Consider the following 20,118-nt stretch of genomic DNA (forward strand, 5'->3'; position numbering starts at 1 on the left):
GGGCTGCCGTGCAAGGGGCTTCCCCGGTTGTGATCCGAGAGGGTCTACTGGGAGGTTTCAGGGTGTGGGGAAGATCATGCGGCCGGGTCAAGGGTCCGACGTGATCCTGCCCGCCGGGAGGCCCGGCGGGCAAGGAAATTGAGCGGCTTCTGAGGTTGTGACCTGCGGTTTCAGTGCTTTTCGGCGGTTCGGCCGGCACCCTTGACGGTTTCGGCCTTCTTGTAGCCGATGTCCTGGTAGCGGGGGGCGGCGAAACCCCAGGCACCGGCGTTCACGACATCCGCCCGGGCGGCGACCAGCTGGGGGCGCTGGTAGAGGGGGATGGAGCCGGCGGCGGCCCAGATCCGGGCGTCGGCCTGGCGGACCAGCTCCCGGGCCTCCTCCTCGTCGAGGGTCCCCGCCGCCTGGTCGAAGAGCTGGTCGATGCGGTCGGTACCCACCCGGGAGTAGTTCTGCTCCACCAGCAGGGAGCCGTCCGAGGCGGGTTCCGGCTTGGCGAAGATCGGCCGGGCGTCGGTGGCCGGGAAGGCCGTGGCGGGCCAGGAGTAGAGGGCCAGGTCGTAGTCGCCGGAGGCGATGTGGTCCTTGAAGAAGCTCTCGTCGGGCACCTTGGTGACCTGGGTGCGGATGCCGACCGCGTCGAGCATCCGGACGATCCGGTCGCCGACCGCCCGCAGCGACTCGGAACCGGGCCCGGACGGCAGGACGAAGCGGAGGCTGAGCGCCTTGCCGTCCTTCCCTAGGGCCTGGTTCGCGGCCGGTACGGCGGCGGGGGCTGCGGTGCCGCGCGGGGCGTAGGCCCCGGCGACCCCCCGGTCCGGCTTGGTGACGGACTGGGCGGCGCGGGCCCCGGCGTCGGTGGCGGTCCCGGTGTCCAGGGCCTCGGCACGGGCGAGGAGGGCCCGGCCCTGGCGGTCGGCGGCGGGGGCGGCCGTCAGGACGCCGGTGCCGTTCCCGGGGCCGGCGGGCCCGATGCGGGGGGCGGCGGGGCGCTCGCCGGGCTTGTCGTCCCCGACGATGTAGAGGCCCTCGTCGGAGGCGGTGTCCGCGGCCTTCCGGTCCTCGGCCGCGGCCTTCTTCTCCTGCTCCGGCTTCCCTTCCTTCTCGTTCTCGGTGTTCTCCGCCTTGCTGCCCGCCTTGGTGTCGGCCTTGGTGTCGGCCTTGGTGCCCGGCTTCCGGACCGCCCCGCCCGGGACCCAGCCCGCGTCGGCGAGGAGCGCCCGCGCCTCCGCGGTGTCCTGGTCGCCGAGCGCGTCGCTGCTGTCCGCGTAGGCCGGCTGACCGGCCAGGGCGAGGTGGCTCCCCGGCGCGTCCGCGGGCAGCCCGAGCGGCTTGAGCACCGACTCGGCGATCTCCTGGCGGTCGATCGCGCGGGCCACCGCCCGCCGCACCCGCTCGTCGGCGAGCGGGCCGGACTCGCCGTTGAGGGAGAGCTGGGTGTACGCGGGCTCCAGGGACTTGCGGACGACGAACCGGGCGAGGCCGTCCTGCTCGGCCGCGTACCGGGCGACGGCCTGCCGGTTCTCCTCCCGGGCGGCCCGCACCTCCTCGGCCCGCTCCTCGTCGGATCCATACGCCAGCGCCCAGGACTTCAGGGCCTTGGCGGGGGTGATGGCGGAGCCGGGGCCGTGGGCGAGGGCCGCCTCCGCGCCCTTGCGGCCGGCCCGTGCGTCCCGTACCGCGAGGGCGATCCGCTCCGCCGTGGACCGGTCGATCTCGGCCAGGTCGAGCGTGCCGGCGGCGAGGGCGGCGCCGCGTTCGGTGCGGGGCACGGCCTTGAGGACGAGACTGTCGAGCTTGGCGGGCTGTCCCCACCACCGGGGATTGCGGACGAGGGTGATGTCACCGCTCGCGCGGTCGACCTTCTTCAGCAGGAACGGTCCTGCGGTCGACTTGAGCGCGGTGCGCGCCCCGTCGTTGAAGGCGTTGGGGGACCCCATCACCTCCTTCGGGTAGAGGGGGGTGAAGAGGGACTTCCAGTCCGCGTACGGCTTGGCGTAGGTGACCCGGACCTCCAGGTCGTTCTTGCCCCGCTCGATCTTCTCGATCCGCTCGTACCCGGCGTTGCGGGCGGTCCAGTACGCGGTGTCCCGGCCGCTCAGGGCGCGCCACTGGGCCACGAAGTCGGCGGCGCCGATCTCGCGTCCGTCGCTCCAGACCGCCTGCTGGTTGAGCTTGTAGAGGACCACCTGCTTGGGCTCGGTCTCGATGACCTCGGCCGACTCCAGGTAGTCCGGGTTCCGCTGCGGGCGGCCGCGCTCGTCGAGGGTGTGGAGGGCGGGGAGCACGGCTCCGGCGACGCGGGTGGTGGTGCCGTCGGCGTCGGCCTGGAAGGTGTTGAGGGTGCTGGGGAGCGTGTCGACGGCCCAGCGGAGGGTGCCGCCGTCGGCGACCCGCTCGCGCGCGGCGGGGGCGTGGTCCTGAGCGGCGGCCGGGGCCTGCTCCTCGCCCTCGCCGGAGCACCCGGCGAGCACGGTGACGGCGAGGACCGCGCTGGTGAGGGGGGCGACGGAGCGGAGCGTGCGGGAGCGGGGGCTCCTGGACCATGTCCTCCCGCGTGGGGCGCCGACCTGGGACATGATGTGTACCCCTTCGTCCGGAATCATGCCATTTGGAGATGATCAGACCTATCGCTCATCCACTGAAAGCGACCGATCCGATCCGGCCGTGCCGACACGGCGGCGGCCCCGCCGAACCCCACCCGTGCGGCCCAATCCCCTCCCCCGCCGGCGCGCCTCCGGACGGGCGCGCACCCGGACGGCCGGGTCAGTGCCAGCCGGCGCGGTAGGCCGCCCAGTCCTCCTCGCGGGCCGCGAAGTCGACGTACAGCGCGACGCCGAAACGCTCGCGCCCGGGGTCGGTGCGGCCGAGGCCGAGACGGGTGCCCCGGACGGCGGCGGCGACGGTCTCCGCGCTCTCGTGGTGGCCGAGATCGTCCTCGTGGAAGAAGGGGAGGCCCATGAGGAGGTCGGTCGACTCGGGCGTCACCTCCAGGGCGAGGCTCGTCTGCTGGGTGACGTACCCGCCGTACATGCCCTCCAGCGGCATCCACGTGTCGTACGACATGACGGCGATCTGGTCGACCCGGCGCGCGACCTGCCCGAAGAACTCCTGGGACCACCACTTCTCGCTGCCGCCGCTGACCACGCCGAGCACCGAGTGGGCGCCGGGCAGGGGATCGATCTGGTGGGCGGCGACGGAGAGCGGCACCCGCCGGGCCCGGGTGAGCTTCCCCAGGTCGTCGAGGAGGGAGAGGTAGTGCGCGTCGTCGGAGTGGAGCGGCTCCAGGTCGAAGTGGACGCCGTCGAAGCCGGCGTCGAGGATCTGCCGCGTGGAGCCGACCACGGCGGCCCGGGAACGCGGGTCCTCCAGGCGCAGTCCGACCGGCCCCTCGGTGGCGAGGATGTCGCCCAGCCAGGCCTGGACCCGTATGCCGGGCATGGTCCGGTGCACGCCGTCGATCAGCCACCGGGCGCGCGGGTACCTGTCCGCGCGCAGCGTCCCGTCGTGGTCGAGCGGACCGGCGTGGACGTACAGGTCACGGATGCCGGTCCCCTTGACGCGCTCGGCGAAGGCGGCGAGGTCGGCGTCCGTGCGCCGGCCGTCGACCCAGGCGTGCCCGAGCCAGATGGCGTCCTTGCCCCGGGTCCGGGCGTCCTCCCGCACGTCGCCCGCGTAGTTCACGCGCAGGGCGAGCGCCCCGGACAGCGGCAGCACGACGAGGACCGACACCAGTCCCAGCACGAACCAGCGCCCCTTCCGCCACGCACGCCTCAGCCGTCCACTCACACGAGCCTCCCAGGAGCCGTCACGTCACCGGAGCCACCGCAGGGGCGGCCACCGTCAGGGACGCGCCGGGGTCGCGGGCGGTTTCCCCACGGCACCGGCCCGGTGCACGGGCGGTTTCCGAACGGCACCGGCCCGCTCGCGCTCCCCCATACCGGGACATAGCCTCCTTTTTGTGACACGAACAGCCACCCGCGCCCTTCTCGCGGTACTGGTGGCGGCGTGGTGGCTCCTCGTGCCCGCCGTTCACGGTGCCCACGCCGACGACCCCGCCGACCTGTCCCGGGACGGCCAGATCACCGACCGGGTCGACGCCCTCGGCGACCGCAGGGCCGCCGTGGCCGCGGCGCTCGACCGGCTCTACGAGGACCGCCGGATCCAGTTGTTCGTGGTCTACGTCCGGGACTTCTCGGGGCGTTCGGCCCCGGACTGGGCCGACGCCACCGCCGCGCGCAACGGACTCGGCGCGGACGACGTCCTGCTCGCCGTCGCCACCCGCGCCCGGCAGTACGCGCACTCCGCCGACCCGGCGGGCCGGCTCACCCAGGCCCAGCTGGACGAGGTGGCGCGGACGGCGATCGAACCGGCCCTGCGGCAGAACGACTGGGCCGGGGCCGCCATCGGCGCCGCCGACGGCTACGGCGCGGTCCTCGCCGGCCGGCCCGTCCCCGCGCCGTCGATCACCCCCGGCCCCGCCGACCCCGGTCCGGCCGGGGGCGGTTCGTGGGGCGCCGACCTCGTCCTGCCGCTCGTGCTCGTCGGCGGCGCCGGGGCCGTGGCGGCGTACGCGTACACCAAGCGCCGCAGGCGGACCGCGACCCGCACCACCCCCCAAGGCGGGCAGGGCTGGGGCGCCCCTCCCCCGGAGCACGCGCCGCCGTCGCTGGACGCTCTCGACGCCGAGGCCCGGCGCACCCTGGTCGCCACCGACGACGCGGTCCGCACCAGCCAGGAGGAACTGGGCTTCGCCTCCGCCCAGTTCGGGGAGGCGGCCGTGGAGCGGTTCACCGAGGCCCTGGCCTTCGCGAAGGAGCAGCTCACGGCCTCGTTCCGGGTGCGGCAGCGGCTCGACGACGCCTTCCCCGAGGACGACGGAGAGCGGCGCAACATGCTGGAGGAGATCCTCCGGCGCTGCGCCGAGGCCAACGCGCGCCTCGACGCGGAGAGCGAGGACTTCGACCGGCTGCGTGCCCTGGAGCGTACGGCTCCGGAGGCGCTGGCCTCGGTCGAGGCGGCGTTCCGGGAGCAGACCGGGCGGGTGGTCACGGCCGGGGCGGCGCTCACCGCGATGCGCGAGCGGTACGCGGACAGCGCCGCCTCCCCGGTCGCCGGGAACGTCGAGCAGGCCAAGGACCGGCTGGTCTTCGCCACGACGCACATCAACGAGGCCCGGCAGCGGGTGGACGAGGGGGACAACGGCGGCGGCGCCGTGCACATCCGGGCCGCCGAGGGCGCGGTGGACCAGGCCGCCCGGCTGATCGAGGCGGTGGACCGGCGCGCGGTGGAGCTCGCGGAGGCGGTGGGGAAGCTGCCGGGCGCGCTCTCCGAGACGGACGCGGACCTCGCGGACGCCCGCGGCCTGCTGAAGGGCACGTCCGAGGGGGTGTCCACGGCGGACCTCCAGGGACGGATCGCGCGGGCGGAGACCGTGGCCGCCGAGGTACGGCAGGCCGGGGAGGCCGGACGGTACGACCCCCTGGAGGCACTGCGGCGGGTCGAGGAGGCGGACGCGGCACTCGACGAGGCGCTGCGGGGCGCACGGGAGCGCGAGTCGGGCGACCGGCGGGCCCGGGCGCTCCTGGAGCAGGCGATGCTGACGGCCCGTTCGGCGATCGGGGCGGCCTCCGACTACGTGACGACGCACCGGGGAGCGGTGGGCAGCGAGGCCCGTACCCGGCTCGCGGAGGCCCGGCGCCGGTGGGAGAAGGCGGAGACGCTCGCCGCCGCCGGGGACCCGCGGACCGCCCTGGCGGAGGCTCAGCGGGCGGACGGCCTGGCGCGGCTGGCGCAGGAGCTCGCTGAGCGGGACGTCCAGGCGTACGCGGGCCCCGGCGGTCCTGGCGGTGTGCCGGGCGCGGGGGGCGGCGGGCTCGGCGGTGCGGTGCTGGGCGGCATCCTCCTCGGCGGGCTGTTCGGCGGGGGCGGGGGCCACGGAGGCTTCGGCGGCGGGTTCGGCGGGGGCGGAGGCTTCGGCGGCGGTGGTTTCGGCGGCGGGCCCGGCAGCTTCGGCGGCGGCGGCACGCGCGGCCGGCTGGGCGGCGGAGGCCGGTTCTGAGCGCGGCCCGCCCCCTCACCTCTGTTCCCGAGTCCCCCTGATGAACCCTTGAAGGAGACGAAGCATGAGCAGCAAGCAGACCGTTCTCGGCCGGGTCGCCCAGCTGGCGAAGGCGAACATCCACGCGCTGCTGGACCAGGCGGAGGACCCGCAGAAGATGCTGGACCAGCTGATCCGTGACTACTCGTCCAACATCGCGGAGGCCGAGGAGGCGGTGGCCGCCACGATCGGCAATCTGCGGCTGATGGAGCAGGACCACCAGGAGGACCTGGACGCGGCGAAGGAGTGGGGCGGGAAGGCGCTCGCCGCGAGCCGGAAGGCGGACGAGCTGCGGGCCGGCGGGCGGACGGAGGAGGCCGACCGCTTCGACAACCTGGCGAAGGTGGCGCTCGGCCGCCAGCTGCGTGCCGAGCGGGAGGCGAGGACGGCCGAGCCGACCATCGCCGCGCAGACGGATGTGGTGGCGAAGCTGCGGACCGGGCTCGACCAGATGAGGACCAAGCTCGGCGAGCTCCAGGCCAAGCGCGACGAACTGGTCGCCCGAGCGACGTCGGCGCAGGCGCGGAACCGCATGACGGACGCGGTCGACAGCATCAACCTGCTCGACCCGACGAGCGAGCTGAGCCGGTTCGAGGACAAGGTGCGCCGGGAGGAGGCGCGGGCCCTGGGCAAGCAGGAACTCGCCGCCTCGTCCCTCGACGCGCAGTTCGAGCAGCTGGACGCGCTCGGCGACAGCGACGAGATCGAGGCCCGCCTCGCGGCGCTGAAGGGCGCCTGACCCCGGAGGTGGCCGGCCCGGCGGGCGTGCCGGGCACACCCCGGGGGCCGGGGCCGGTCAGAACATGCTGAGGAGCTGCTCCACGCTGGGCTCGGCCGGACTCCCGCCGTCGGGCAGGGCGAGTTCGAACCAGACGGTCTTGCCGCGCGGGGTGCGGCGCGAGCCCCAGGAGGAGCTGAGCAGTCCGACGAGCTGGAGGCCGCGGCCGCCCTCGTCGGTGTCCTGGGCCCTGCGGCGCCGGGGCTGCACCAGGCCCGCGTCCCAGACCTCGCAGACGAGGGTCCGGTCGCGCAGCAGGCGGAGCCGGATCTCGCCCTCGCCGTAGCGCAGGGCGTTCGTCACGAGTTCGCTGACGAGCAGTTCGACGGTGTCGACGAGGGAGTCGAGGCCCCAGGAGGTGAGCTGCGCGCGGGCGAGTTCGCGGGCCCGGCCGACGGAGCGGGGCTCCCGGGGGAGCCGCCAGTCGCCGACGGCCTCGCCGGGCAGTCCCCGGATGCGAGCCATCAGGAGGGCGATGTCGTCCTCCCCGTGGCCGGTGTCGAGCCGGCTGAGGACCCGGTCGCAGACGTCCTCCAGCGGCCGTTCCTGACCGGTGAGGGCACGGCGGAAGGCGTGGAGGCCCTCCTCCAGCGGATGGTCGCGGGATTCGACGAGTCCGTCGGTGTAGAGGGCGAGCAGCGCGCCCTCGGGCAGATCGATCCGGACCTCCTCGAAGGGCTCGCCGCCGACGCCGAGCGGCATCCCGGGGGGTACGTCGAGGAGGACGGCATCCTCGCCGGGGCCGACGAGCACCGGGGGCAGGTGGCCGGCGTTGGCGAAGGTACATCGCCGGGTGACGGGGTCGTAGACCGCGTAGACGCAGGTGGCGAGGTAGACCTCGGAGAGTTCCGGGCCCCGGTTCTTCTGGGCGCGGGACTGCTGGGCGCCGATGGGGGCGCCCAGGCCGCGGGCGATCTCGTCCAGGTGGGAGAGGACCTCGGCCGGTTCGAGGTCGAGCTGGGCGAGGGTGCGCACGGCGGTGCGGAGTTCGCCCATGGCGACGGCGGCGCGCAGGCCGCGGCCCATGACGTCCCCGATGACGAGGGCGGTGCGGTGGCCGGGCAGTTCGATGACGTCGAACCAGTCGCCGCCGACCTCGGTGGCGGTGGTGCCGGGCAGGTAGCGGCAGGCGATGTCGAGTCCGGCGGCCTCCGGGTCGCCGGGCGGGAGGAGGCTGCGCTGGAGGATGAGGGCCCGCTCGTGCTCGCGGCGGTAGAGGCGGGCGTTGTCGATGCAGACGGCGGCGCGGGCGGCGAGTTCGACGGCGAGGGCCCGGTCGCGCTCCCCGAAGGGTTCGCTGCCCTTGGCGCGGGAGAACTGGACGAGGCCGACGACGGTGTCCTGGGCGACCATCGGGACGACCAGGGTGGACTGGACGAGGTCGCCGTCGGCGCCGGGCACGGTGCGGACGCGGCCGGTGCGCAGCGCGTCCGCGCAGGGCGAGTTGAAGGGGTAGCGGTGGACGTCGCCGACCTCGACGGCGGCCGGCCCGCAGCAGCCGGTGCCGGTGCCGTGGTCCTCGGCGGCCCGGTGGGGGGTGTCGGAGACGGCGCTGGAGAAGGCGACGCGGCGCAGTTCGGCGCTGCCCGCGCCGTAGCCGACGTCGTGGGAGTTGCCCCAGCGCCCCGGCGGTGCCTCGTCGCCGGTGAGCAGGCCCTGGTAGAGGTCGACGGAGGCGAGGTCGCAGAAGCCGGGGACGGTCACGTCGAGCAGCTCGCGGGCGGTGGCCTCCAGGTCGAGGGAGTTGCCGATGCGGGAGCCCGCCTCGTTGAGGAGGGCGAGGTTGCGGCGGGCGCTGGCGGCTTCCCGGGCGGCGTTGTGGCGGCGGGTGACGTCGATGCCGAGTCCGGCGACGCCGATGGGGCGGCCGGTGCCGCTGTGCACCCGGTAGAGGTTGATCGACCAGTGGCGCCGGTCCCGGGCGCCGGGGGCGGCGCCGACGATCTGCAGGTCGGTGACGGCCTCGCCGGTCTCCAGGACCCGGCGGAGGGCCTCGGTCATCCGGTCGGCCTCGGAGCGGGTGAGGTAGTCGTGGACGGTCCGGCCGCGGTGGTCGTCGGCGGAGCCGCCGAAGACGGTGGCGAAGCGCTGGTTGGCCCGCTTGACGGTGAGGTCCGTGCCGAAGAGGAGAAAACCGAAGGGCGACTGGCCGAATATCGCCTGGGAGGCGGCGAGGTCGGTCTCGATACGGCGCAGCGCCCGGACGTCGACGACGATGCACAGCGCGGCCCGTTCGCCGGACTCGGTCTCGCTCGGCATGACGTACACCTCGGCGAGGCCCTCGGGGCCGTTCTCGCCGGGGGCACGGAAGGGGACGAGCCCCGTCCATTCCTTGCCGTCGAGGATCTCCCGGACCGTGCGGTGTCCGCGCTCGCGCAGCCCGGCGGGCAGGAAGACGTCGACCGGGTCCCGGCCCCTGGCCTCCTCGGCGGTGACACCGAAGAGGTCCACGGCACGCCGGCTCCACTGATCGACGAGCCCGTCGGGGCCGAGGGAGAAGGAGGCCACCCGTATGTAGTCATAGATGGACCCGGGCGGGCTGCTCTGCCACACGACGCCGCTCGCCGTCTCAGGTATCTCGCTCAACGCGACCGTCCCCTCCAGCTCACCGCACCGGACCGGCCATGCCCGCAGTATTCAGTACGGCAGGCCCCGGCGGCACGACGTTCACGATCACAGGGTGGTCTCGTTCGGTTCTGGCCGAGTGCCGGTGATCGTCGTCCCACCCTCTTTACTCACCAGGGAGAGCCAGCTCGAACCATACGGTTTTGCCGGTCCTTCCCTTTCTGGTCCCCCAGCGGCGGGCGGCACCGGCCACGAGCGCCAGACCGCGGCCCCCTTCGTCGTCGGGGCCCGCGGGCCGCTCGGTCGGCGGATCGGGAAGCGGATCGGAAACTTCCACGAGCAGCGCGTGGCAGGGGTCCGGGCCGGTTCCGTCGGGGCCGAGGCGGACGAGCCGTACGCCGATGGGGCCGGAGGCGTACCGCAGGGAATTGGTCACCAACTCGCTGACCAGCAGGACGGTCACATCGCCGAGGGTGGCGTCGAGCCGCCAGCCGCGGAGGGTGGCGCGCACGGCGTGCCGGGCGGTGCGGACGGCGTCGGCCTCCGCGGGGAAGGTCCATTCGGCGCGGTCGCCGTCGGCGTCGCTCACTCCCGATCACTTCCCCAGCCGTGCGTCAGCAGGAAGACCCCCGCCCCCCTCAAGGTCACATTCTGGACATACCCGTTATTTTCGGTCGAATATCGCGTCAGTGGGGGACGGTCGGCGCACGGAGGCACGAACGGCGTAGAGAACCGCTCACGCGCCCCGTCACCGGTGCGGGGGAGCGCGCGTCGGCGCAGGGCGCCGGAGGTGCGGGGGAAGCGCGGACCGGTACGGCGGGAGCACGAGCCGTACGGCGGACGCACGAACCGGTATGGCGGGAGCGCGGGTCAGCGCAGGGCGCCGGCGGCCCGGAGGTCGTCGAACAGCAGTTGGTCGACGGGCGGTACGCGCTCCCGGTCGGCGTACGAGAACCAGGCCATCTCCTCGATCTCACTGCTGGGGAGCAGTTCGCCGCGGTACTCGGCGGTGTAACAGGCCATCCGGACCACGGCACCGTCCGGCAGGCCGGGGCCGCCGGCCTCGTACGTCCCCGTGTGGACGGCGGTCTCCGGGTCGAGCAGGACCGTCAACTCCTCCTCGATCTCGCGGACGAGGGTCTGCAGGTCGGTCTCGGCGCCCTCGCGCTTGCCGCCGGGGATGTAGAAGATCCCCTTGCCCCGGGGCCGGGCGCACAGGATCCGGCCGCCCTCGATCCGCACCCAGGCGACGGTGTCGATCAACACGGCCGTACCCCTCTTCCCTCTCGTCCCGCAGCCGACGGACGCGACCCTACCGGGAGGGCGTGCGGCGCACGGGGGCGCCCGGGGCGGGGCGGTGGCACCCCCGGGAACGGCCGCGGCACCGCTCCCGGCCCGAGGGGGGCGCGGGGGCGGTGCCGAGGTGGTGCGGTGAGAGGGGTGCGCGGCCCGGGGCGGGCTCAGGCGGGGGCGCCTCCCATGCGCTCGACCCAGTAGAGCCGTTCATGGCCGCGCGCGTCGAGGCTGTCCGCGATCTTCCGGGCTTCGTCCTCGGTGGCGTACTGACCCACGCGGTAGCGGTGGCCGTTGTCGTCCTGCCGTATGACGAGCCAGGGAAGGACGGGGCCGCTCTCGGTCATCGGGCTTCTCCCTCCGTCGGTCCGGGCGCCTTCGACGATCTCCAGGAAACCGCATTGCGCATATGCCCGAGCTTACGCCTGACCTTCACACAGCGGATACGGGTTTTCACGAAGAGATACGGATCGGCCGGGAATTGACGGCAGGCGGCCGAAGGGCCCCGCTCCCCGCATGCCCGCGCGCCCCCGCCCGGGAGGCGGGCGGGGGCGCACGGCATGAGGGAGCGTCAGCGCACCGGCAGGTGATAGGAGAGGCGGTAGCGGTCGGCCGGGACGACGACGTCCGCCGTCTCGACGGCCCGCCCCGAGGCGTAGAAGGTCCGCTCGATCACCATCACCACATGCCCCGGCACCCCGCCGAGCGCCATCAGCTCCTCGGCGAGGCCGGGGCGGGCGCCGATCTCCTCCACCACGTTGTCGACGACGATGTCGAGCGCCGCCATGCGCTCCACGACCCCGCTCCCCCCGAGCGGCCCCTCCTCGGGCAGCATCACCGGCGTCCTGCCCGTGACGGCGAGCGGCTCCCAGGAGGTGGAGACCATCATCGGTTCGCCGCCGTCCCGGTACACGTACCGGGTGCGCATGACCCGCTCGCCGGGCTCGATCCCGAGCCGGGCCGCCACCGGGGCGCTCGCCCGCTCCTGCTCGCTGCCGGACTCCCAGGTGCCGCGCACGCCTTCGGCCGCCTGCTCCTGACGGAAGGGGCTGGCGCCGGACGCCGGCCGGTACCCGGAGCGGGAGATCCGGCGCGGCACCGGCCGCTCCCGTACGTACGTCCCCGACCCCGACCGGCCCTCGACGAGCCCCTCGGCCATGAGCACCTTGCGGGCCTCCAGCGCGACGGTGTCCGACACCCCGTACTCCTCGCGGATGCGTGCCTGCGAGGGGAGACGGGTATGCGGGGGAAGCGAGCCGTTGGCGATCTTCTCCCGGAGATCGCTCGCCACGCGCAGATAGGCGGGCTGCTCACCGAACGTCACTGGACACTCCCCTCAGGTTGACGGACAGCTACAGCCTGACAACCCAGGGTGGCGCACCGCAAGCATGGGCCAGGGTTTCACTCGAAGTGATGACAATGCTTGCCACCGGCAGTCACCCGGGGTAACCCCTTCGGCCGGGAGGCGTCAGACGGACGCACCGCTTCCCGGCTCGTCCCCGGAGCCGCCCGTCCCGCCGCCCGCGCCACCGTCCGGCAGCGTGTCCGTCAGACCGAGCGCCGCGCGCGCTCCGGCCCCGGTGTCCTCCGGCAGCAGCTCGAAGGCCCGGTCGTACGCCTCCCAGTACGCGTCCGGGTCGGCGGCGCCCGCCAGCGCGCGCCACTGCTCGGAGGCCGCGTCCAGATCCGTGCCGAGTTCCGCGACGGGCCGGCGCGCCGTGTCCGGCCAGGAGTGCTTCCCGAGGCCGGCGCGGGCTCCGTCGATGGCCGCGAGCACCTGGCCTGCCCAGGCCTTGTTGGCGGCGAAGTCCTCGTCCGGGTCCTGCTCGGGCTCGCGCAGGACGACCGTCTCGATCGGGTTCATCGTCTTCAGGAAGTGCACCTGGTCGGCGTCGAGCACCGTCGCGTCCGAGCGCAGCGCCCCCGTGAAGGGCTTGCCCTCGGTGGCCAGGGCGCAGGTCACCGTCCGGTCGCCGAACCGCCAGCTCTGCTCGCTCGGCAGGTAGTAGTACACCCACACGTTCTCGGGGACGGCCCAGGTGTCCAGTGCGTAGGCGGAGTTCAGGGCCTCGCACCGCTTCTCGGCGATCCGGTCGATGGCGGCCTCCCCGGGCCAGCCGTCGAAGCCGGTGACCTTGAAGCCGCCCGTCACCTCCCCGTCGTGCGGCCGCGCGCAGTCCACGACCTCGACGTCCGTCGCGTACTCCTCGAGCTTTCCGTCGTCGACGAAGCACTGGCCGGTGCGCAGCGAGAAGGCGGAGTCCGAGCGCGCCGCCTCCTCCATCCCCTCCCTGAAGCCCTGCCAGAACCGGGAGAAGCCACCGGTCACCAGAGCGACGACGAGCAGCAGGCAGCTGACGGCGGAGAGGACGATGCCCGCGACGGCGAGCCCCTTGCCCGCCTGGTCCCGCGCGCGCGTGCGGGGCAGGGCGATCAGCCCGAGGACCAGCCCGAGGGGCGGGAGACAGCAGACGACGCCGGAGACGAAGGACGCGACGGCGAGGCCGTTGGTCGTGCGCGGCGGCCGGCCGTACGGGCCGGGGAGGGCGCCCGGCGCTCCGGGCGGTCCGTAGGGACCGGCGGCGTACGGCATGCCCGGCGAGGTGTACGGGCCGGGGACGGCGTACGGGTCGGGGGCGGTGTACGGGCCGGACGCGGGCCCGCCGTGCCCCTGGGACGACGGGGGCTGCGGGTTCGGCGGGGTCGGCTCCACGGGCGGGGTGCTCCTGTCGGCGCGGGCGGGGCGAAGGGACGAACAGCCGAACGACCGAATGATCGAATGACTGAACGGGGAACGGGCGAACGGGCGCGCATCGTACGCGGTCCGTGCGACGGTCCGGTGATCCGGGGGTGGCGCTCGCCTCCCCCTCCCCCCTCCCCCGGGCGCGGCAAGGGGCGGCCGCCCGCCGGCGACCGCCCCTCGTCCCTTCGTCCGCTCAGGGCGCCGTCACCGGCGCCCCGTCGGTTCGTCCCGGGTCAGAACTGCAGACCCCAGGAGTCGATCTTGCCGGTGTCGTAGCTGGCGTTGTCGGTGACGCGCAGCTTCCACGTGCCGTTGGCGACCTCGGAGGAGGCGTTGACCGTGTACGTGGTGTTGATGTTGTCGGCGCTGCCGCCGGTGCCGAAGGCCTTCAGCGTGTAGGCCGTGCCGTCGGGGGCGATCAGCTGGACCTGGAGGTCACCGATGTAGGTGTGGGCGATGTTCACCGGCACCTGCAGGGCGGAGGGGGCGTTGCCCGCGACGCCGCTGACGGTGACGGGGGACTCGACGGTCGCGTTGTCGGCGATGGCGTAGTCCGTGGTGTTCTCGAACTTCGGGCCGGTGGGCGGCGGGGTGGTGGTGCCGCCGCCGACGTACAGGAGGCGGTTCGGGGAGCCGGTGCCGGGGCTGGTGACGACGTTCGGCGTGGCGGCGGTGGTCAGGGCCGTGGAGACCTGGGCCGGGGTGGACGCCGGGTTGTCGGCCAGGTAGACGGCGGCGGCGCCGGCGACGTGCGGGGTCGCCATCGACGTACCGGAGATGGTGTTGGTGGCGGTGTCGTTCGTGTTCCAGGCCGACTTGATGGAGGAGCCCGGGGCGAAGATGTCCAGGACGCTGCCGTAGTTGGAGAAGCTGGAGCGGGCGTCGCTCGACGTGGTGGAGCCGACCGTGATGGCCTCGGAGACGCGCGCCGGCGAGTAGTTGGAGGCGTTGGAGCTGTCGTTGCCCGCCGCGACCGCGTAGGTGATGCCGGCGGCGATGGAGTTGCGGACGGCCGTGTCGAGGACGCTGTCGACGCCGCCGCCGAGGCTCATGTTGGCGACGGCCGGCTTGACGGCGTTGCGGGTGACCCAGTCGATGCCGGCGACGACCTGCTCGGTGGTGCCCGAGCCGTTGTTGTCGAGGACGCGGACGCCGACGATCTTGGCCTTCTTGGCGACGCCGTGCGCGGAGCCCGCGACCGTACCGGCGACGTGGGTGCCGTGGCCGTGGCCGTCCTGGGCGGTGTTGTCGTTGTCGATGGCGTCGTAGCCGTTGACGGCGCGGCCGCCGAAGTCGCTGTGGGTGATGCGGACACCGGTGTCGATGATGTACGCCGTGACGCCCTGGCCGGCGCTGTCCGGGTAGGTGTAGCTCTGGTTCAGGGGCAGCGCCCGCTGGTCGATCCGGTCCAGGCCCCAGGACGGCGGGGAGGGCTGGGTGCCGTCGATGGTGAAGACGCGGTTCTGTACGACGGACTTGACGGCGGGGTCGGCCGCGAGCTTCTTCGCCTGGGCCTCCGACAGCTCGACGGAGTAGCCGTTGACGGCGGTGGTGTACGTGCGCTTGATCTTCGCGCCGAACTTGGCGGCGACGGCGCGGCCCTTGGCGGTCTCCGCCTGGGCGGACTCGTGCAGGGTGACGATGTAGCTGCCGGCGATGGTGCCTTCGGCACCGGCGTTCTCGATGACGCCTTCGGCGGCGGCCGGGGCGGCGGTGGCGGGGAGTGCGGAGAGGGAGCCGAGGGCGAGGGCGGCGACGGCGATGGCCGCGGCCGTGGTGATGCGGCGGCGCGAATCACGCACTGACATGTGGGGGGTCCTCCTCATCGGTGGTGCACTGCCTGCCGTGGGGATGTGGCAGGGACATGACAATCCATGGCACGGATTCCAACGGCGTCCGGAGTCCGACTGCCGAGCGAAAGATTGACTGATCCATAGGAATCACACAAGAGCGCGCGGGCATCCGCAACACCCTTGCCACACCACTGACATGCGCCCCCCAGGGCCTCCGACGCGTGCCACGGACGCGGTACTTCCGCGCCCACCGATGCCCTCACCTGGTGTTGTCCCCGCCGCCGGGGCCCCTGGGACCCCGACCTCGCCACCGCCCCCGTTCCCCTGCCGGACCTCGCGTCCCGGGTGAATTCCCTCCGGCGGTACGAGGAGGCGCTGCCGCCCCTGCCGTGCGCGGGCGCCGTCCCCTCGGGGAGGGCGCACCCCGCTCGTCGCCCTCACCGCGTGTACGTCCCCGGGGGCCCGCTCCAGAGGAAACAGGAGCAGATCCGCGCCCACGAATTCGGAGCACCGAAGTCCCGGGCGGCCGCGAGGCGACGGCGGCGGCGCGGGCGGCGGCCGACGAGCCGGGCACGTTCCACGCCTCCCGCGTGGACAACCCGTACTTCCCGCACGGCGCGAAGACGTACGTGTACGAACTCCGGGAGGAACTGGCGGGGCGAAGGCGGGCCTGACGTCCTGGTGAACGCCGGCCCGCCGCCACTTCCCCGCCCCGCTTCCGTACGGCCCGGGGCAGCAGCCGGCCCGGACCCGCGGGCCCGGAACTCCCCGGATCCGAGCTGCGGCGATCCGAGCTGCTCGGCTCGGAACTCGTCGGCTCCGAACACGCCGGTAGCGAGCTCCCCGGTTCAGGGCCCCCCGCTCAGGACGCGTGGCGCAGAACGCGTGGCTCAGAACTCGTCGACGCCGGACCGCAGCTCGGGCGTCCAGTAACCCGTCTTCGCGACGGCCTCGTTGACGGCGAGACCGCCGGCCGGCGCCTTGACGACGACGCTGCCCTCGGCGGGGCCGTCGGCGGCGAAGAGGTTCACGTTGAAGGCGGTGACGACCTTGTTGTCCTCGTGCGCGCCGCCGAGGGCGATGCGGACGTTGGCGTACGCGGGGGCGCCCGGCACCAGGACGACGGGGGCGGCCGGCTTGCTCTTGGCGACGGCCGGGACGTCCTTGGCGGTCTGGATCTCGCCGAAGGCGATCAGCGGGTAGCCGATGAGCCGGCAGGAGCTCGCCGAGGTGTTGGTGGCGGTGAGCACGATGTGCTCGGTGGGAACCTCGTCGGCCTTGGCCGCGGTGATCCGTACGTCTCCGGCGGCGCAGGCGCGCTGCTTGGCGCCGGTCGAGCCGGTACCGCCGGTGCTGCGGGTGCCGCCGGTGCCGGTGGCCACGGTGGTGGTGTTCGCGGCGGTGTCCGCCGTGGTGGCCGAGCCGCCGGTGGAACCGGACGTTCCCGTCCCGGTGCCGGTGTCCGTCGTCCCCGCCCCGGCGGACGAGGACGCCGCCGGGGCGGCGGACGTGGCGGAGGGGGCGGACGAAGAGGCGGTGGCGCCGGTCGCGCTGCCCGCGTCCTTGGCACCCGTGCCGGTGTCACCACCGCAGGCGGTGAGGCCCAGCGAGAGGGCGGTGACGGCGACGGCCAGAGCGGTGGTCGTGCGGTGCGTACGCATGATGGTGATCCCCCGTGAAGGTGAGGCATGAGGCCTGCGGTGTGCTGTGCGGTCGGTGCACCCGGGCCCTCCGGTGGGCGAAGCGCCCGGGTGCGGCACCCGGGACCCGCCGGTCCGGCGGAGCCGGGCGCCGCACCCGGGGCGCGCCGGTGGGGTGGCGTCCGTGGTGCCGCACCCGGCCCCCGGCGCGGCGGGGCCCTTCGTGCTGACACCAGCTTCCGGCCCCGTACTGCCGTCCCGCTTGCGTACCGCTAACAGTCCGCTGCCAGCCGCGAAAGCCGCTCCGCGGCCCGCGCCGAACCCTCCCGGAAACCGGCCGCGTCGGCCGCGGCGATGGCTCGTTTCAGCTGGTCGGCGGCCTCTTCCAGCCGTCCGCTTCCGGCCAGCGCCTCCCCCTGGAGGATCTGGAGCCCGGCCCGTACGACCACCCCGTCGGGCGGTACGAGTTCCCCGGCGCGAACGGTGTGCGCGAGGGCCGCCTCGTACTCCCCCGCCTCCAGGCAGTGCCGCGCGAGGTGGTGGAGGGTCAGCACCTGGGTGTTGGGGTGACCGGCGCGATCGGCGAGGGCGACCGCCTGGGCCATGAGCAGACCGGCCCGCCCGTGCTCACCCGTCGCGTCGAGGACGACGGCGAGGTTGACGTACGCGATGGCCTCGCTGATCGTGTCCCCCGCCCGGGCGGCGAGGACCGGCGCCTTCTCCAGGTGGACGAGGGCCTCCGCGTCACGCCCCTCCTCGTGGAGGATCCAGCCGAGCAGCGCCCGCGTGCGCGACTGGGCGTCGAAGTCGCCCTCGTGCTCGGCGGCGGCGAGCCCCGCCTCCAGGAGCGGCGTCCAGCCGTCGCTGATCCGCACCAGCATCAGCGGCCACTGGACCAGGGCGAGCCGCCAGGCCCGGTCGTGCAGCCCGAGCGCCGCGGCCGCGGCCACGGCCCCCTCCAGGGCCGTGCGCTCCGCCGCGTACCAGTCCAGTGCCGCGGCGCGGTCCTCGAACTCCCGGGTGGCCGCGGGCCGCCGGTGGTCGGCGGGCAGGGCGTAGCAGGGCTGGGAGCCGGGTTCGGCGGCGGCGTCGGCGGCGAGCCCGGTGTAGAGGTAGTGGTCGAGGAGGCGCCGCAGCCCCTCCTGGTCGGCCTGCGGCGCGAGCCGGCGCGCGTAGAGGCGTACGAGGTCGTGCGGGGTCCAGCGGCCGGGGACCGCCTCGGTGAGCAGGTGGGCGGCGGCGAGCCGGTCCAGGTCGGCGGAGGCCTGCGCGGGCGAGGTCCCGGCAAGGGCGCTCGCCGCGAACCGGTCCACGTCGGAACCGGTGTGCAGGGCCAGGGCCCGGAACATGCGGGTCGCGGACTCCGGAAGCTGCTGCACGGTGAGGCGCAGCGCGGCGGAGACGCCGATGTCCTCCACGTCCAGGAGCGACAACCTTCCCTGCTCGTCGGCGAGTTCGCCGACCATGGCGCCGAGGGTCCAGCCGGGACGCTCGGCCAGGCGGGCGGCGGTGACGCGCAGGGCGAGCGGGAGCCCGTCGCAGAGCCCGGCCAGCCGGGCCGTGGCCTCCGGCTCGGCCGCGACCCGGCCCTCGCCGAGGACGGTGGCGAGCAGAGCCGCCGCGTCGGCGGGCGGCAGGTGGTGCAGCGGCACGGGCCGGGCCGCGTCGGAGGCGATGAGCCCGCCGAGCCGGTCACGGCTGGTGACGAGCGTGACGCAGCGGTCGCCACCGGGCAGCAGCGGACGGACCTGTTCGGAGGAACGGGCGTTGTCGAGGACGAGGAGGAGCCGGCGCCCGGTGGTGAGGGTGCGGAACAGCGCGCCGCGCGCCTCCGCGCCCTCCGGGATCCGTGGCTGCGGCACCCCGAGGGCCAGCAGGAACTCGCGGAGCACGGCGGCCGTGTCGGGCGCCGGGGTGTCGCTGAAGCCGCGCAGGTCGGCGAAGAGGCGCCCGTCGGGGAAGTCCTCGCGCCGCTCGTGCGCCCAGTGCACGGCGAAGGCGGTCTTGCCCACCCCGGCGGGACCGGTGACCAGACAGACGGGGCCGTCGCCCGCACCGGCCTCCCGGTCGAGCGCGGCCAGCTCGTCCCGGCGGCCGGTGAAACCGCGCGGCGGACGCGGCAGCAGCTCGGGCACCACGGCAGGGGCGGGGACCGGGGGCTCCGCCGTGAGCGCGGCGGCGGTACGGGGCGGGGCGGCGGGCGCGGCGGACCGCAGCAGCGTCGCGTACGCCTCGCTCAGCGTCTCGCCCGGATCCACCCCCAGCTCCTCGGCGAGCAACCGCCGGGTCCTGTGGTACCAGTCCATGGCGTCGGACTGGCGGCCCGCCCGGGCCAGGGCCAGCATCAGCGCCGCGGCCAGGGACTCGCGCAGCGGGTGGGCGACGGCCTCGGTCCGCAGGACGGCGGCGGCCCTGCCGTGCTCGCCGAGCTGCCCGTACGCCGCGGCCAGCGCCTCCACCGACGCGAGCCGCATCTCCTCCAGCCCGCTCGCCGCCGCCTCCAGCGGCCGGCTCGGCACCGTCCCCGTGAGCGCGGGCCCCTGCCAGTACGAGAGCGCCTCGCGCAGCATCCGCACGCTGTCGGCGGGACTGCGCTGCATCCCGGCGAGCGCCACCAGCTCCTCGAACCGGTGCGCGTCCAGCAGCGACTCGGGCATCCGCAACAGATACGCCGACTTCCGGGTGACCAGCTCGACCCCGTACGCCTCCGCCCCGTGCTCGGCGAGCAGCGCGCGCAACCGCGAGACGTGCCCCTGCAGCACGGTCTTGGCATGGGTGGGCGGCTCGTCCTCCCACAGCGCGTCCATCAGCTGGGCCACGTTGACCGCCGTGTTGGGCCGCAGCGCCAGCATCGCCAGCAGAGTCGCCCGCTTGGCGGGCCCCAGCCCGACGTCCCCGCCCTCCACCACCACCGCGACGGAGCCGAGCAGCCGGAACTCCACCTCACGTACCTCCGCGTTCCCAGTCCCCGGCGAACGAGAATACGCGGACGGGGGGCGCCGGCCGCGCCCCGGAGGTACGGGCAGCGGCGATGGGCGTCCGGATCCGGACGGCGCGGCGCTGCACGGCGCCCTCTCTCCGCGCCGCCCATGCGCGCCGGACCCGACCGACTTCGGCCAGGGTGCGGAACAGGCCAGAACAGCGCGGAGCGGAAGAGGCAACGGGCAACGCCGCCGAACCCGGATTCCCGAGGCGCTCCTCGTGCC

Annotated in this window: 13 protein-coding genes; 2 read left to right on the forward strand and 11 right to left on the reverse strand. The window is 74.4% G+C overall.

Translation table 11 applies throughout. The annotated features are described in order from the left end of the window. Window positions 1-170: 170 nt before the first annotated feature. Both ABTY40_RS26125 and ABTY40_RS26130 read right to left on the reverse strand, forming a co-directional pair. A complete protein-coding gene (locus ABTY40_RS26125) occupies window positions 171-2,579 on the reverse strand; it encodes an ABC transporter family substrate-binding protein (RefSeq protein WP_352061757.1) in 2,409 nt (802 codons plus the stop codon). Window positions 2,580-2,766: 187 nt separating this feature from the next. Further along, on the reverse strand, window positions 2,767-3,789 hold the full coding sequence (locus ABTY40_RS26130; RefSeq protein ID WP_502990680.1) for a glycoside hydrolase family 18 protein: 1,023 nt from the start codon (window positions 3,787-3,789) through the stop codon (window positions 2,767-2,769). 172 nt (window positions 3,790-3,961) lie between these two features. Between ABTY40_RS26130 and ABTY40_RS26135 the strand changes: the two genes are divergently transcribed. Together ABTY40_RS26135 and ABTY40_RS26140 are read left to right on the forward strand one after the other, a co-directional pair. Continuing rightward, window positions 3,962-6,061 carry a TPM domain-containing protein gene (locus ABTY40_RS26135; protein ID WP_352061759.1) on the forward strand — a complete coding sequence of 700 codons (2,100 nt, stop codon included), beginning with the start codon at window positions 3,962-3,964 and terminating at the stop codon, window positions 6,059-6,061. A gap of 64 nt (window positions 6,062-6,125) precedes the next feature. Then, on the forward strand, window positions 6,126-6,839 hold the full coding sequence (locus tag ABTY40_RS26140; RefSeq protein ID WP_352061760.1) for a PspA/IM30 family protein: 714 nt from the start codon (window positions 6,126-6,128) through the stop codon (window positions 6,837-6,839). Window positions 6,840-6,896: 57 nt separating this feature from the next. Here ABTY40_RS26140 and ABTY40_RS26145 read toward each other — a convergent pair whose 3' ends face one another. From ABTY40_RS26145 to ABTY40_RS26190, 9 genes are all read right to left on the reverse strand, one after another. Further along, window positions 6,897-9,464 carry a SpoIIE family protein phosphatase gene (locus ABTY40_RS26145; protein WP_352061761.1) on the reverse strand — a complete coding sequence of 856 codons (2,568 nt, stop codon included), beginning with the start codon at window positions 9,462-9,464 and terminating at the stop codon, window positions 6,897-6,899. A 145-nt stretch (window positions 9,465-9,609) separates the two neighbouring features. Beyond that, window positions 9,610-10,032, reverse strand: coding sequence for an ATP-binding protein (locus ABTY40_RS26150; protein WP_345284873.1), 423 nt, complete (start codon window positions 10,030-10,032; stop codon window positions 9,610-9,612). 281 nt (window positions 10,033-10,313) lie between these two features. Further along, a complete protein-coding gene (locus ABTY40_RS26155) occupies window positions 10,314-10,709 on the reverse strand; it encodes an NUDIX hydrolase (protein WP_352061762.1) in 396 nt (131 codons plus the stop codon). A 194-nt stretch (window positions 10,710-10,903) separates the two neighbouring features. Continuing rightward, a complete protein-coding gene (locus tag ABTY40_RS26160) occupies window positions 10,904-11,083 on the reverse strand; it encodes an SPOR domain-containing protein (RefSeq protein WP_345284877.1) in 180 nt (59 codons plus the stop codon). Between the two features lie 224 nt (window positions 11,084-11,307). Beyond that, window positions 11,308-12,060, reverse strand: coding sequence for a GntR family transcriptional regulator (locus ABTY40_RS26165; protein ID WP_345284879.1), 753 nt, complete (start codon window positions 12,058-12,060; stop codon window positions 11,308-11,310). A gap of 144 nt (window positions 12,061-12,204) precedes the next feature. Then, entirely contained in the window at window positions 12,205-13,449 is a 1,245-nt protein-coding gene (locus ABTY40_RS26170) for a DUF4190 domain-containing protein (protein WP_352061763.1), read from the reverse strand. 263 nt (window positions 13,450-13,712) lie between these two features. Continuing rightward, the gene (locus ABTY40_RS26175) at window positions 13,713-15,287 is read right to left on the reverse strand and encodes a S8 family peptidase (RefSeq protein ID WP_352061764.1); all 1,575 of its coding nucleotides are present in this window, start codon (window positions 15,285-15,287) and stop codon (window positions 13,713-13,715) included. Window positions 15,288-16,162: 875 nt separating this feature from the next. Next, the gene (locus ABTY40_RS26185; RefSeq protein WP_352061765.1) at window positions 16,163-16,933 is read right to left on the reverse strand and encodes a DUF4232 domain-containing protein; all 771 of its coding nucleotides are present in this window, start codon (window positions 16,931-16,933) and stop codon (window positions 16,163-16,165) included. Between the two features lie 251 nt (window positions 16,934-17,184). Then, window positions 17,185-19,854: an AfsR/SARP family transcriptional regulator gene (locus tag ABTY40_RS26190; protein WP_352061766.1), complete on the reverse strand. Its 2,670-nt coding sequence runs from the start codon at window positions 19,852-19,854 to the stop codon at window positions 17,185-17,187. Window positions 19,855-20,118 lie beyond the last annotated feature (264 nt).

This window comes from Streptomyces sp. NPDC126503 (genome assembly GCF_040302405.1).
GTDB classification, from domain to species: domain Bacteria; phylum Actinomycetota; class Actinomycetes; order Streptomycetales; family Streptomycetaceae; genus Streptomyces; species Streptomyces gulbargensis.